The organism is Sphingobium sp. D43FB (assembly GCF_002312805.1).
GTDB lineage: Bacteria > Pseudomonadota > Alphaproteobacteria > Sphingomonadales > Sphingomonadaceae > Sphingobium.
Genome location: NZ_NMUA01000004.1, coordinates 119,151 through 132,452, shown reverse-complemented (window position 1 = coordinate 132,452; position 13,302 = coordinate 119,151). Strand labels below are relative to the sequence as shown.

The 13,302-nt window shown below is 68.5% G+C and carries 12 protein-coding genes and 1 riboswitch; of the genes, 10 read left to right on the top strand and 2 right to left on the bottom strand.

Annotated elements, in window-relative coordinates; genetic code table 11:
* Positions 1-76: 76 nt before the first annotated feature.
* Positions 77-307: riboswitch (cobalamin riboswitch) on the top strand.
* 205 nt (positions 308-512) lie between these two features.
* Positions 513-2,390 (top strand): TonB-dependent receptor, encoded by a 1,878-nt coding sequence (locus SxD43FB_RS05465; protein WP_096061310.1) that lies wholly within the window; start codon positions 513-515, stop codon positions 2,388-2,390.
* Between the two features lie 76 nt (positions 2,391-2,466).
* Here SxD43FB_RS05465 and SxD43FB_RS05460 read toward each other — a convergent pair whose 3' ends face one another.
* Entirely contained in the window at positions 2,467-3,303 is an 837-nt protein-coding gene (locus tag SxD43FB_RS05460; protein WP_255245606.1) for an ABC transporter substrate-binding protein, read from the bottom strand.
* A gap of 53 nt (positions 3,304-3,356) precedes the next feature.
* Between SxD43FB_RS05460 and SxD43FB_RS05455 the strand changes: the two genes are divergently transcribed.
* The 9 genes from SxD43FB_RS05455 to hisN are packed head-to-tail and all read left to right on the top strand — an operon-like array spanning position 3,357 to position 10,758.
* Positions 3,357-4,370, top strand: a complete 1,014-nt coding sequence (locus tag SxD43FB_RS05455; protein ID WP_096061309.1) for an iron ABC transporter permease — start codon at positions 3,357-3,359, stop codon at positions 4,368-4,370.
* Entirely contained in the window at positions 4,364-5,161 is a 798-nt protein-coding gene (locus SxD43FB_RS05450) for an ABC transporter ATP-binding protein (protein ID WP_096061308.1), read from the top strand. The genes SxD43FB_RS05455 and SxD43FB_RS05450 overlap by 7 nt, the downstream gene beginning before the upstream one ends.
* 1 nt (position 5,162) lies before the next feature.
* The gene (gene cobT / locus SxD43FB_RS05445; RefSeq protein ID WP_096061307.1) at positions 5,163-6,188 is read left to right on the top strand and encodes a nicotinate-nucleotide--dimethylbenzimidazole phosphoribosyltransferase; all 1,026 of its coding nucleotides are present in this window, start codon (positions 5,163-5,165) and stop codon (positions 6,186-6,188) included.
* Positions 6,185-6,754, top strand: coding sequence for a histidine phosphatase family protein (locus SxD43FB_RS05440; RefSeq protein WP_096061306.1), 570 nt, complete (start codon positions 6,185-6,187; stop codon positions 6,752-6,754). The genes cobT and SxD43FB_RS05440 overlap by 4 nt, the downstream gene beginning before the upstream one ends.
* A complete protein-coding gene (gene cobS, locus SxD43FB_RS05435; RefSeq protein ID WP_096061305.1) occupies positions 6,751-7,455 on the top strand; it encodes an adenosylcobinamide-GDP ribazoletransferase in 705 nt (234 codons plus the stop codon). The genes SxD43FB_RS05440 and cobS overlap by 4 nt, the downstream gene beginning before the upstream one ends.
* Positions 7,452-8,429: a threonine-phosphate decarboxylase gene (locus SxD43FB_RS05430; protein WP_096061304.1), complete on the top strand. Its 978-nt coding sequence runs from the start codon at positions 7,452-7,454 to the stop codon at positions 8,427-8,429. The genes cobS and SxD43FB_RS05430 overlap by 4 nt, the downstream gene beginning before the upstream one ends.
* Positions 8,422-9,360: an adenosylcobinamide-phosphate synthase CbiB gene (gene cbiB, locus SxD43FB_RS05425; RefSeq protein WP_096061378.1), complete on the top strand. Its 939-nt coding sequence runs from the start codon at positions 8,422-8,424 to the stop codon at positions 9,358-9,360. Before SxD43FB_RS05430 ends, cbiB begins: the two co-directional genes overlap by 8 nt.
* A gap of 13 nt (positions 9,361-9,373) precedes the next feature.
* A complete protein-coding gene (gene cobU, locus SxD43FB_RS05420) occupies positions 9,374-9,925 on the top strand; it encodes a bifunctional adenosylcobinamide kinase/adenosylcobinamide-phosphate guanylyltransferase (RefSeq protein ID WP_096061303.1) in 552 nt (183 codons plus the stop codon).
* An 11-nt stretch (positions 9,926-9,936) separates the two neighbouring features.
* The gene (gene hisN, locus SxD43FB_RS05415; RefSeq protein WP_037472295.1) at positions 9,937-10,758 is read left to right on the top strand and encodes a histidinol-phosphatase; all 822 of its coding nucleotides are present in this window, start codon (positions 9,937-9,939) and stop codon (positions 10,756-10,758) included.
* A 255-nt stretch (positions 10,759-11,013) separates the two neighbouring features.
* On the opposite strand, the gene SxD43FB_RS05410 is transcribed toward hisN, so the two are convergent.
* Entirely contained in the window at positions 11,014-13,176 is a 2,163-nt protein-coding gene (locus tag SxD43FB_RS05410) for an AsmA family protein (protein WP_096061302.1), read from the bottom strand.
* Positions 13,177-13,302: the final 126 nt, after the last annotated feature.

Below are 13,302 nucleotides of genomic sequence, written 5' to 3'. Positions count from 1 at the left end.
GGGGCGGCAATTGCCGCCTTGCGTGATGCCGTGCCGCCCGCTATCGGGCTGCCGTCCGTAGCGCTCGGTTGAGCGCAACGGGCAAGATCGCGCCGGTGCCTCTTGATCGAGGCTTAAAAGGGAAGGCGGTGCGGATGGGTCACACCATCCAAAGCCGCAGCTGTCCCTGCAACTGTAAGCGGTGAGCGTGATGTACAAAGCTTCCTCTTCGAAGGAAGCAGCCACTGGACCGTCAAACGTCTGGGAAGGTCGTACATGACGCCATGACCCGTGAGCCAGGAGACCTGCCGGCGTTCTGGTCGCTCTTGCCTTGGTCCAGGGGATGGCCGCGGCACGGTAACTCTCCGTCTGAGCGACGACAGGAAGGCGGCCGGGGCCGCAACCGTCGTGGGACGCTGGGCTATATATGCGCCGGTTCGTCGCCCTGCGTCGGCCGTCGATGCGCAAGGCCAAGGCCCTATCATCGACATGCTCCACCGCCCGATATCGCTCGGCGCGGGAGGAGACTATATATGATTAAGTACGGCATATCCCTGCTGGCGCTCAGCGCTGCCAGCCCCGTTTTCGCCCAGGCACCCGAACAGATTTCGGACCTGAGCGGCAACAGCACCCCCATCATCGTCACCGCCTCGCGCGTGACCAGCGAAGCGCGCGAGATCGGCAGCGCGGTGTCGATCATCACCCGCGCCGATATTCAGCGTAACCAGATCCTCTTCTTGAAGGACATATTGCAGGACGCGCCCGGCGTGCAGACGACGGCCGACCGGCCCGGCCAGCTGACCAGCGTCCGCATCCGGGGATCGAACAATAATGAGATTCTCTGGCTGATCGACGGTATCGAGCTGGGTGATCCCAGCGCGATCAGCACCCAGTTCCAGGCCGATCATCTGACCAGCCGCGACATCGACCGGGTCGAAATCCTGCGCGGCAACCAAAGCTCGCTTTATGGCTCCGACGCGGTCGGCGGCGTCATCAACATCATCACCCAGCGCGCGACCGAAGAGGGGCTGCAAGTCAATGCCGAGGCCGAAGCCGGTTCCTATGGCATGCGCAGCGGCGGCGCATCGGTGCTGGGCAAGAGCGGCGCGCTCGATTTCCGCCTGAGCGCGACCGGCTATCGCCATGACGGCCCCTCGCTCGCCGATCCCCGCACCGCCAGCCCCGCAGGGTCGGCCACCGAAAAGGACGAATATCGCCGTTACGGCTTTAGCGGCCGGGTCGGCTATCAGGCGACCGAAACCTTGTCGCTGCAGGCGATCGGCTATTGGTTCGATGCCTTCAGCGATCTCGACAATACGACGTCCGACAGCGACGATACCGCCAAGACGCGCGACTATGCCGCCGCGGGCCAGGCCAGCTACAAAAGCCTGGACGGCCAGTTCACCGCCGACCTGACCGCCAGCCGCTATGCCGCGCGCCGCCGCTATTTCGGCACCTGGAACCGGGCCGAGGGCGACCTGTTCCGTGGCACCAAGGACGAGTTGACGCTGGCGCTCGCTTATGGCGGCACCGGCCCCGTCAGCCTGGCCGCGGGCGGCAATTATGAGCGGGAGAAGACGACGCAGATCACCAGCTTCTCCGGCAATTTCCCCGCCCGCGTCAACACGCGGTCGGCCTATGCCGAAATCGCGCTGCGGCCGGTCGCGGGCCTCACCCTGACTGGCGCGGCGCGGGTCGATGACAACAGCCGCTTCGGCACGTTCGACACCTATCGCGGCACGCTGGCCTATGCGCTCGGCGCGCTCAAGCTGCGCGCCAGCTATGGCACCGGGGCCAAGGCACCGGGCCTCTACCAATTGTTCGACCCCACTTATGGCAATCCAGACCTTGAGGTCGAAACCAGCCGGGGCGGCGATGTCGGCTTCGACCTGGCGCTGGCCGAAGGGCTGACCGCGCAGGTCAGCTATTTCTTCACCCGCAAGACCAACGAGATCAACTTCGACGGCAGCCGTCCGCCCTTTGGCGGCTATGGCCAGTTCGGCCGCACCCGCGCGGAGGGGATAGAGATCGGCGTCACCGCCCAGCCGCTGCCCTGGCTCGGTATCAGCCAGACCTATGGCTATACCGACCATGAAATCGATCGCGACATGGACGGTGTTTACGTCAACAGCGGCCGCCCGCGCTACACCGGCACGACATCGGTCATCCTGACCCCGGCCGAACGCGCATCGATGACCGCGCGGGTCCGCTATCATGATGGCGACTCGTCGGGCTTTGGCGGCGCGACCAAGGCCTATACGGTGGTCGACCTGCTCGCCTCCTACGGCATCACCGACCGGGTCGAACTGTATGGCCGCGTCATCAACCTGTTCGATAAATGGTATCAGGTCAGCTACGGCACCCAGACGCTCGGCCTGTCGGCCTATGGCGGCGTGCGCCTGAGCTTCTGATATGATCCCGTCCCCGCCATCAGACCCCGTTAGGCAGGCTGCGCATGGCCAAGGCCGGGTCGTTGGCGGGGAAGGGTCAGCGCGGCTTGACCGCGCGGGCGATCGCCTGCGCGGCCTGCACATAAGCGGGGCCGCCGCACACCGTCCACGCCTGCGGAATGGCGATGCGCGGGATGCTGCGCAGCGCGGGATGGTGCAGCATTTCGGTGCCCTGGTCGGTCACCGTCTGCGTCGCGCTTTCGATGATCAGATAATCGGGCCGCGACGCCACCATTTCCTCCAAACTCATCTGCGACAGAGCGGGCTTGCCCAAGCGGGTCGCGAGATTGCTGACGCCCGTGCGCACCAGCAGATCGTCGATCAGCGTGCCCGATCCGGTCAGATAGCCGCGCCGCTGATAATAGGCCGCGACCGGCGCGCGCGCGGGACGGGGCAGTCGCGCCAGATCCGCCTCCATCCGCGCGATCAGCGCCTCGCCGCGCGCGGGATGCCCGACCGCCTGCGCCACCTGCCGGATCGAGGCCAGGATGCTGGCGTAATTTTCCGCCGATTGCAGGTCGAGCGTGCGGAAGGGCAGGGTCTTGAACGGGGCGAGCGCCGGATGCCCGCGCGCGGGCAGGCCGATCACCAGATCGGGCCGCGCCGCCAGCACTTCCTCCGACGTGCCGCGCAACATCGGCAGGCCGCGCGCCGCCTCTACGGCCGCCGACATGTCGGGGTCACGCACATTGCTGGTCAGCCCGGCAATCTGCCCCCGGTCGGCCAGCGCCAGCACCAGTTGATCGGAACAGAGGTTGAGCGACACGATACGCTGCGCCCGCTGGGGCGCAGCGCCGCCCCGCTCGGCCGCCGCGCCGGGCAGGGCAAGGCACAACAGGCCAGTGGCAAGGGCAAGCGAGCGCAATTTCATCATCGCGCTTCCATAACGCCCCGGTGCCGTGACACAAGCAAGCCCGATCGGACCCCATGCGCCTGACCCATGAACCGCCCGCGCCGCGCCATTATGCGCTGATGCCGCTGCTGATCGCCGGGGTAGTGATCGTCGCGGTCGCCTCGCTGCGGCTTGGCCCGGTCACGCTTTCGCTCGACCGGCTGCTGGCCGTCGTCATGGGTCATGGCGATCCGGTCGCGACCACCATATTGCTCGACCTGCGCCTGCCGCGCACGCTCATCGGCCTGCTGGTCGGCGCGATGCTGGGGCTGGCGGGCGCGGTGTTGCAGGGTTATTTGCGCAATCCGCTGGCCGAACCCTCGGTGCTGGGCGCGTCCAATGCCGCCGCCCTGGGCGCGGTCGCGGCCATTTATTTCGGCGTGGCGGGCTGGCATCCCGCGATGCTGCCCCTGCTCTCGATCGCCACCGGGCTGGTCGCGCTGCTGCTGCTCTTCACCCTGGCCGGACGCGCCGAAAGCGCCTTGACGCTGATCCTGGCGGGCATCGCCGTGTCGACGCTGGCCGGGGCGGGGATCAGCCTGGCGCTCAACCTCTCGCCCAATCCCTTCGCGGCGATGGAGATCATGACCTGGCTGATGGGGTCGATCGAAAATAGGTCGATCGATCATGTCTGGATCGTCCTGCCCTGCGTGATCTTGGGCGGCGCGCTTCTGCTGATCGACCGGCGCGCGCTCGACGCGCTGACGCTGGGCGAGGACGGCGCGCGGTCGCTCGGCGTCGATCTGCGCCGCACCCGCACCCGCCTGTTGCTCGGCGTCGCGATCGGCGTGGGCGGGGCGGTGTCGGTGTCCGGCTCGATCGGCTTCATCGGCCTCATCGTGCCCCATCTCGTCCGCCCGCTCACCGATCGCAGCCCGTCCGCCATCCTGCTCCCCTCGCTGCTGGGCGGCGCGATCCTGCTGGTCGCAGCCGACATCCTCGTCCGCCTGATCCCGACCAGCAGCGAGTTGAAGCTCGGCGTGGTCACTGCCTTCCTCGGCGTCCCCATCTTCCTGCTCCATCTGTTGCGGGAGCGGCGGACATGGTGACGATCCGTGTCGAAGGGCTATGCGCCCGGCTTGGCCGCCGCGCCGTGCTGCACGATATCGATGCGACGCTGGCGCCCGGCGCGCTGATCGGCATCATCGGTCCCAATGGCGCGGGCAAATCGACGCTGGTGCGGGCCATGCTCGGTCTGATCGATACGACCCACGGCAGCGTGACGATCGACGGCCGCGCCATCGCCACCCTGCCGCCGCGCGACCGCGCCCGCGCCATCGCCTATCTGCCGCAGGGTCAGACGCTGCACTGGCCGCTCAGCGTCGAGCGGCTGGTCGCGCTTGGCCGCCTGCCCCATCTTGGCCCGATGTCGCGCATCGGCGCGGCGGACCATGACGCCATCGTCGCGGCCATGGCCCGCACCGACGTCGCCCACCTCGCCGACCGCATCGCCACCGAATTGTCGGGCGGCGAGCGCGCCCGTGTCATGCTCGCCCGCGCGCTGGCGGTCGGCGCGCCCGGCCTTGCGGTGGACGAACCGCTCGCCGCGCTCGACCCCGGTCATCAGATCGACGTCATGCAATTGCTCGCGCGGGAGGCGCAGGCGGGCGGGCTGGTCATCGCCGTGCTGCACGACCTGTCCATGGCGGCGCGCTATTGCGACCGGCTGCTGCTGCTCGATCGCGGCAGGCTGGTCGCCGACGGCCCGCCGGACGCGGTGCTGACGCAGGACCGGTTGCGCGCCGTCTATGGCATCACCAGCCGCATCGACCTTGCCGCCACGCCGCCGCTGGTCGCCCCGCTCGACCGCTGGACCGCCGACCCTGACCATGGAGAATAAGATGCCGCCTGCCCCCTTCTGGTCCAGCGCCGCCGACTTCGACGCGGCGCTGCGTGCGCTGCCCGGTCCCGACACCGACGCCATCGCCGCCGCCGCCGCGCGGCAGGCGCAATTGACCAAGCCCGCCGGATCACTCGCCCGGCTGGAACAACTCGCGCTGTTCTTTGCCGGCTGGCAGGGGCGCGCGATTCCCGCGCTCGACCAGGGCCGGGTGCTGATCTTCGCGGGCAATCATGGCGTCACCGTCCATGGCGTCAGCGCCTTTCCCGCCGCCGTCACTGCGCAGATGGTCGCCAATTTCAATGCGGGCGGCGCGGCGATCAACGCGCTGGCCGGTGCTGCGGGCCTCGACCTGCGCGTCGTGCCGATCGACCTTGACCGCCCGACGGACGATTTCACGCAAGGCGCGGCCATGAGCGAAGCGGAGTGCCTCGCGGCGCTGGCGATCGGCGCGGCGGCGGTGGAGCCGGGCCTCGACCTGGTGCTGCTGGGCGAAATGGGCATCGGCAATTCGACCGCCGCCGCCGCCCTCGCCGCGCGCAGCCTGGGCGGCAGCGCGGCGGAATGGGTCGGGCCGGGCACCGGCGTCGATGCCGACGGCATCGCCCGCAAGATCGCGGTGATCGACCGGGCGCTGGCCTTCCATGCCGACGCGCCGCTGACCCCGTTCGAAACGCTGCGGCGTGTGGGCGGGCGGGAGATCGCGGCGATGGCGGGCGCGGCGCTGCGGGCGCGGCAATTGCGCATCCCGGTGATGCTCGATGGGTTCATCAGCGGCGCGGCCATCGCCCCGCTCGCCGCCGCCCATCCCGCCATCACCGATCATTGCATCGCGGGCCATTGTTCGGCCGAACCCGGCCATGACCGGCTGCTCCGCCAGCTTGGGCTCGATCCGCTGCTGCGCCTTGGCATGCGCCTTGGAGAAGGCAGCGGCGCGGCGGTGGCGGCCAATATCGTCCGGTCCGCGCTCACCGTCCATGCGCAGATGGCGACCTTCGCGCAGGCCGGCGTGTCGGGCGCGGCATGACGCCCCGGCTGCTCCATCTGCTGCGCCATGGCGCGCCCGACACGCCCGGTTTGCTGATGGGCCGCACCGATGGCGCACCGACGCTTGCGGGGATCGACGCCTGCCGCGCCCGTGCCAACGGCCTTGGCATGAACGCCATCATCAGTTCCGACCTGACCCGCGCCAGCGCCGCCGCCGACGCGATCGGCCGTGACCATGGCCTGCCCGTGCTGCTCGACCCGCGCTGGCGCGAACTGGATTTCGGCGCCTGGGATGGCCTCGCCCCCGCCGACGTCCCCGCGCAGGCCTTTGCCCGCTTCCATGCCGATCCCGACGCCAGCCCGCCACCGGGCGGCGAGCGCTGGTCGATGCTGGTCGATCGCGTCGCCGCCGCCACCGCTGCACTGACCGCCGACTCCACCCTTATCCTCACCCATGGCGGGGCGATGCGCGCGGCCATCGCCTATCATTGCGGCCTGACGCCCGCGCAAAGCTGGGCGTTCGACTTGCCCTATGCGTCTTTGCTGTCGTTGCGCCTGTGGCCCGGCCCGCAGCCTGCCGCGCAGATCATCGGCCTGCATCCATGAAGGGGCTGGTCATCGCGCTCCAGTTCCTCACCCGCCTGCCGATGCCGCGCGTCACCGCCACGGCGCAGGATTTCGCCCGGTCGATGCGCTGGTTCCCCGCCGTCGGCCTGATCCTCGGCGCGCTGATCGCCGTCGCTTGCGGGGCGGGGGCGCGGATCGACCCCTGGGTTGGCGCATTGCTCGGCCTCATCGCCTGGGTCGGGCTGACCGGCGCGCTGCATCTCGACGGCCTGGGCGACATCGCCGATGCTTCAGGGGCCGCGCATAAGGACAGGGATCGCCTGCGCGCCGTCTTGTCCGACCCCCATGTCGGCAGTTTCGGTGTCGTCGCGATCGTGCTCCAGTTGATCGCCAAGCTGGTCCTGCTCCATGCCCTCATCGATCGCGCGCCTCTCGCCGCGCTGATCCTGATCCCCTTTACCGCGCGGATCGCGCCGCTCTGGTGGACCCGCCTTCTCCCGCCGCTGCACGAGGGGCTCGGCACCGCCTTTCGCGGCGCGATCCGCCCGGTCGATCTCGCGCTTTGGGCCGCCGTCTGGCTGCTCGCCTGCTGGTGGGTGCCTGGCCTGCTCGCCGCGCCGGTGCTGATGCTCGGCTGGGGCCTGTGGCTGCGGCACCGGATCGGCGGTATTTCGGGCGATGGCCATGGCGCGGGCATCGAACTTGTCGAAAGCGGCCTGCTGCTGGCGGTACTGCTATGATCGACCGCTGGCACTGGCATGGCGGCGGGCTGGGTGCGGCGCGCGCCTATTTCGGGGAGGTCGATGCGCCCTGGATCGACCTGTCGACCGGCATCAACCCGCAGCCCTGGCCCATCCCGCCGCTGGCGATCGACTGGGCGCGCCTGCCCGATGACGCGGCCCTGCGCGCGCTCGAAGCCGCCGCCGCCGCGCATGTCGGCGTCGATCCCGCCACGGTCTGCGCCCTGCCCGGCACCGAGATCGGCCTGCGCCTGATCGGCGACCTGTTGCCCGGTCCCGCCTGCTACATCACCCCCGCCTATCGCACCCATGGCGAGATGATCGACGGCAGCATCCCACTTGGCCGCGCCCACCTTGCCGAGGCCGACGACCAGACACTGATCCTCGCCAACCCCAACAATCCCGACGGCCATCGCTTCGACCACCCCACCCTCCACGACCTGCTCGCGCGGCGCGGCGAAGGCTGGCTGGTCATTGACGAAGCCTTTGCCGACACCGACCCGACGTTCAGCTTTGCCGATCAGGTGAGCGACGACTGCCGCCTGCTGGTATTCCGCTCCTTCGGCAAATTTTTTGGGGCAGCGGGCGTGCGGCTCGGCTTCCTGATCGCCCCGCCCGCCATCCTCGCCGCCGTCCGCCGCAAGCTGGGGGCCTGGCCACTCTCCGCCCCGGCCATCGCCATCGGCACGGCCGCTTATCGCGACCAGCTCTGGATCGCCGCCACCCGCCAGCGGCTTGGGCAACAGGCATCCGCCCTAGACGCGCTGCTGACCCGCTGCGGCTACAGCCCGGTCGGCAACTGCCCGCTGTTCCGCCTGATCGAAGCCGACGACGCCCCCGCATTGTTCGACCGTCTCGCGCGCCGCGCCATCCTGACCCGCCCGTTCCTCGAACAGCCCCATTGGCTGCGCATCGGCCTGCCCGCCGATGCCGCTGCCTGCGACCGGCTCGAAGCGGCGCTGCGCCATGGCTGAGCCGGTCGCGCTCGTCGCGCTGATGCTCGACGCCGCGATTGGCTGGCCCGCCTGGCTTTATGCGCGGATCGGCCACCCGGTCGGCCTGTTCGCGCGCCTCATTGACACTTGCGAGTCGCGCTGGAACCGCCCGCACGGAAGCGACGCCACCCGCCGCACACTCGGCATCGCCACAGTCCTGCTGCTGCTGATCGTCGCGGCGGGCGGCGGCTGGATCATCCAGACCGTTATACTGCATCTGTGCGGCCCCTATGGCTGGCCGCTCCTTGCCCTGCTCGCCTTTCCCGCGCTCGCCCAGCGCAGCCTGTTCGACCATGTCCGCACCGTGGCGCAGGCGTTGGCCGCAAACGACCTGCCCCTTGCCCGCCAGCAGGTCGCCCGCATCGTCGGCCGCGATACCGATGCGCTCGATGCCAGCGGCGTCGCCCGCGCTGCGATCGAAAGCCTGGCCGAAAGCTTCTGCGACGGCATCGCCGCCCCGCTCTTCTGGCTGCTGCTGCTCGGCCTGCCCGGCGTCTGGGCCTATAAGGCGATCAACACCGCCGACAGCCTGATCGGCCATCGCGAGCCGCGCTGGCGCGCCTTTGGCTGGGCGGCGGCGCGCAGTGACGATCTGCTCAACCTGCTGCCCGCGCGGATCGGCGGCGCGCTGATCTGTATCGCGGGCGGCGGCGGATGGCGCATCCTGCGGCGCGACGCGCGCGCGCATGCCTCTCCCAATGCGGGCTGGACCGAAGCGGCGATGGCGGGTGCCTTGCGCCTACGCCTCGCCGGGCCGATCGCTTATGATGGCGTCGCCTGCCCGAAGCCCTGGATCGGCGATGGCAGGGCGCAGGCCGATGCGGGAGACATAGACCGGGCGCTGCGTCTCACGATCCGCGCCTGCCTGCTGCTTTGGCTGATTGCGGGGCTATGGGCATGGCTGGCATGAAGGGAAGAGGAACATGACTGCAAATCACAGCCTGCTGGTACTGGGCGGCGCGCGATCGGGCAAGAGCTGCTATGCGCAGGCGCGCGCCGAAACGACCGGCCCCGACCGCTGCTTCATCGCCACGGCGCAGGCCTTTGATGACGAGATGCAGGACCGCATCACCCGCCACCAACAGGATCGCGATGCCCTGTGGCAGACGGTCGAAGCGCCGATGGCATTGGCGCAGGCAATCCACATCCACGCCGCGCCGGGCCGCGTGCTGCTCATTGATTGCCTCACGCTCTGGACCTCCAACCTGCTGCTGGCGGACCGGGACATCGACGCCGCGACCGATGATCTGGTCGCCGCCATCGTCGCCGCGCCCGGCCCGATCATCCTCGTCGCCAATGAAGTGGGGCTCGGCATCGTGCCCGACAATGCGCTCGCCCGTCGCTTCCGCGATGCGGCCGGGCTGCTCAACCAGCGGGTCGCCGCCGCCGTGCGCGAAGTCCAGTTCCTCGCCGCAGGCCTGCCGCTGGCGCTCAAGGGCGCTGCCCCTCTGGCGCAGCCGGGCGCAACCGGCTAGGCGATCATGCCATGACAACCCGTGACGACCTGACCCTCGCCAACCGCCTTGCCGATGCGGCGGGCGAAGCCATCCGCCCCTTCTTTCGCGCCCGCTACGATATGGAGTTGAAGGCCGACAAGTCGCCCGTGACAGAGGCCGACCGCGCCGCCGAAGCCGCGATCCGCGCGATTCTGGAAAAGGAACGGCCCGGCGACGGCATCATCGGCGAGGAATATGGATCCGTGCGCGAGGATGCCGAGCGGGTCTGGATTCTCGACCCGATCGACGGCACCCGCAGCTTCATCGCCGGGCGGCCGATCTTCGGCACGCTGATCGCGTTGACGCAAGGGGGCTGGCCGACCGTCGGCCTCATCGACCAGCCGATCGCGCGCGAACGCTGGGCGGGCATGTCGGGCCAGCCCACGACCTTCAACGGCCAGCCGATCCGCACCCGCGCCTGCCGCGCGCTGGAGGGCGCAGGCATCGCCACCACCAGCCCGCACCTCTTCGCCGATGGCGACGTGCCCCATTATATGGCGCTGGTCGCGGCCGTCTCCGGCGGTGCCCCGCGTCAGGGGCCGGTCTATGGCGGCGATTGCTATAATTACGGCCTGCTCGCGTCGGGCTTCCTCGACATCGTCATCGAATCGGGCCTGCAAAGCTATGATTTCGCCGCGTTGGTGCCGGTGGTCGAAGGTGCAGGCGGGCTGATGTGCGACTGGAATGGCGAACCGCTGACGGCGGACAGCGACGGCCATGTCCTGGCCTTGGGCGACCCCGCCCGACTGGAAGATGTGCTGGAAGCACTCGCCAGCGCCGCGCATGATCATGGTCACGATCACGACCATTAAATTTGCCTCCTTCCCCGGTGGGGAGGGGGAGCGAGGTGCAGCCGAGCGTCCGCGCTGGGGCAGTTGCCCAGCCCATTGACTATGCCCGTATAACCACTCCGTTCGTGCTGAGTAGGGGCTGAGCGAAGTCGAAGACCCGTATCGAAGCATCATGCCCAGCGTCTGATCCTTCGATACGCCATTTCGACTTCGCTCAATGGCTACTCAGGACGAACGGTATGATAGGGACTGGGCACAACGCCCCTCCCAGCCCGCTTAGAAAATCCCCAGAAACTTCTTCTTCTGGCTCTTCTGCTCGCTCTTGCTGCCCTCGCCCTTTTCGTCCTTCGCGGTCGTGCCCTGGCCGACATCGTCGCGCGCATTGCCGCGCTTGGTGCGCTGCGCCACCGCATTGGCCCCGGACAGGATCGGGCCGCAGGCCGCGCCCTTGGCATCGCCCACATCGGCAAAGGCCAGCACCGCCGCCAGCGGCGTGCCGACCACGGCCAGTCCCAAGGCCGCCCCGCCGCGCGCCATCAGTTCCGGGCTGACGACCGCCATGCCGGGCCGAGCGAAATAGCCGTTGATGCCGATCGGCGACTGGCCGGAAAAGAGGCTGATCTTCTTGCTGTCGGCGCGGAAGGCGATGTCCAGCCGCTCGTTGCGGAACGAAAAGCCGCCGCGCCCGATCATCACATTCTTCTTCGTATCGATGAGGATCGGGTCCGCCGCCGCCACGCCATTGCGCACGGTAAAGGCGATCAGGCCGCAATTAATCTGCACCGGTTCCTTGAGCTTGCCCGCGAACATCTTGGTCGCAAAGGTGCCGATGTCGAGTTCCGACAATTGCACATTGCGCGCCCACATCGTTCCGGCTGGCAATATCACCGCGATCCGCCCGTTCGATGTCGCGAGCGAATCATGCAGCGTATCGCCAAGGCCCGTCATCTGTATCCGGCCCTTGATCGTACCGGTGGTGCCCGATTGCTCCACCCCCCAGCGCGCCAGCAGCGTGCCCATCGGCGTCGGGGCCAAGCGAATATCGTAAGTTGTCCGCACCGGCGCGCCGCGCGCGTTGATCTCGATATCCGACGCGACCTGCCCACCCGACATGGCGAACGTCAGCGGCGACAGCGTCAGCACGCTGCGATCCAGCTTCAGGGACAGGTCGATATCCGAGATCGGGACATAGTCCGCCCGCACCCGCTTGACCTTATATTGCACCTTCGCATCGAAATTGCGGATCGCCTCGACCCGCAACGGCGTATCTGGGAGGACGCGCGGGGTGCCCTGCACCGTCTCGATCGCGCCAGCCGCGCCCTGCTGCTCGATCTTGGCCGGATCATAGCCAAAGAAGGGCGCGACATCGATGATGTCGAGCGTCTGGGTCGCGAGGTCCGCCGTCAGCAGCAGCCGGTCATTGGGCAGCGAAGCGGTGAAGCGCCCGGTCAGGTCGCTATCGCCAAACCGCCCCTTCAACCGGGTGAAGCGCCACTCGTCGCCCACCTTGGTCAAGGCCGACGTAAAGCGATAGCGGCGCGTATCGGGGATCGCCGCGCCCAGGAAATCGAAGAGCAAGCTGAGGTTCGGCCCGCGCGTCACCAGTTGCAGGTCGCTGCCCTCCAACTCGGTCGCGCCGCGCAGCGTGCCGGTGACATCGACCACCGTCGCACCCGCTTCCGCGCGCAGCACCAGGCTGTTCTTGCCGCCCGACACCGTGGCGTTGGGGGACAACAAACTGCCCTTGAGGTCGAAGGGCTTGCCCCGCATGCTGCCCGTGCCCGACAGCCGCACGTCGCTGGCAAAACGGGTGTCCTTTGCCCTTACCGTCTCGAACCCGATATCGGCGTTCAACTGCATCTGCGGATCGCGATAGCGCAGCGTCGTCCCTACCAGCCGCGCCTGCCGGATCAGCGGCCATGTCATCGGCTCGCCATCCGAGTTCGGGTCGCCCAGCGTCCAGGTATTCTGCTTGTGATCGCGCGACCATTCCAGGTCCACTGCGCCATTACGCAGTTCCAGCCAGGACAGGCGCGCCCGGTCGCCGAAGATCAGGCTGAACGGCGCGATCCGCGCATCGATCAGGTCGGCGCGGAACAGGTCGGGCTGGCTCGCCCAGGGCAGGTTGGCGATGCGTGCTTTTTCTGCCAGCAGCTTGATGGAGAAGGGCGCGAAATAGAGCTGGAAATCGCCCCCCACGCGCACGTCGCGCTCCAACTGGCTGCCGACGATCTGCTCGAACGGCCGTTTGAGGAAACGGCCCTTGGTGATGAACAGGATCAGCCAGATGGCAAAGAGGAAGCCCAGGATGCCAAGCAGGATTTTCACCGGCAGCGGCAATTTGCGCCACCGCTCGCGCACACGCGTCGCATGATGACGCACGGCCGCGCCGCGCCCGGCCGTCGGCTGCTCTGTCATTTCGGGCTCAGCATCGACCATCGCGCGCTCAACGCGCCAGCGCGTCAAATGGCTCCCGCGCCCCCCAAAACGCGAATCGCTTGCCTTTTCCCCGGCCGCCCCTTATGGCGCGCCCTTCGCGATATTCAGTGGGACCGCCCGGCTAAC

Bases quoted from the DNA above. Each gene is read 5' to 3' on its own strand.
- SxD43FB_RS05465 (WP_096061310.1), top strand. From the start codon at position 513: ATGATTAAGTACGGCATATCCCTGCTGGCGCTCAGCGCTGCCAGCCCC.
- SxD43FB_RS05460 (WP_255245606.1), bottom strand. From the start codon at position 3,303: ATGATGAAATTGCGCTCGCTTGCCCTTGCCACTGGCCTGTTGTGCCTT.
- SxD43FB_RS05455 (WP_096061309.1), top strand. From the start codon at position 3,357: ATGCGCCTGACCCATGAACCGCCCGCGCCGCGCCATTATGCGCTGATG.
- SxD43FB_RS05450 (WP_096061308.1), top strand. From the start codon at position 4,364: ATGGTGACGATCCGTGTCGAAGGGCTATGCGCCCGGCTTGGCCGCCGC.
- cobT (WP_096061307.1), top strand. From the start codon at position 5,163: ATGCCGCCTGCCCCCTTCTGGTCCAGCGCCGCCGACTTCGACGCGGCG.
- SxD43FB_RS05440 (WP_096061306.1), top strand. From the start codon at position 6,185: ATGACGCCCCGGCTGCTCCATCTGCTGCGCCATGGCGCGCCCGACACG.
- cobS (WP_096061305.1), top strand. From the start codon at position 6,751: ATGAAGGGGCTGGTCATCGCGCTCCAGTTCCTCACCCGCCTGCCGATG.
- SxD43FB_RS05430 (WP_096061304.1), top strand. From the start codon at position 7,452: ATGATCGACCGCTGGCACTGGCATGGCGGCGGGCTGGGTGCGGCGCGC.
- cbiB (WP_096061378.1), top strand. From the start codon at position 8,422: ATGGCTGAGCCGGTCGCGCTCGTCGCGCTGATGCTCGACGCCGCGATT.
- cobU (WP_096061303.1), top strand. From the start codon at position 9,374: ATGACTGCAAATCACAGCCTGCTGGTACTGGGCGGCGCGCGATCGGGC.
- hisN (WP_037472295.1), top strand. From the start codon at position 9,937: ATGACAACCCGTGACGACCTGACCCTCGCCAACCGCCTTGCCGATGCG.
- SxD43FB_RS05410 (WP_096061302.1), bottom strand. From the start codon at position 13,176: ATGGTCGATGCTGAGCCCGAAATGACAGAGCAGCCGACGGCCGGGCGC.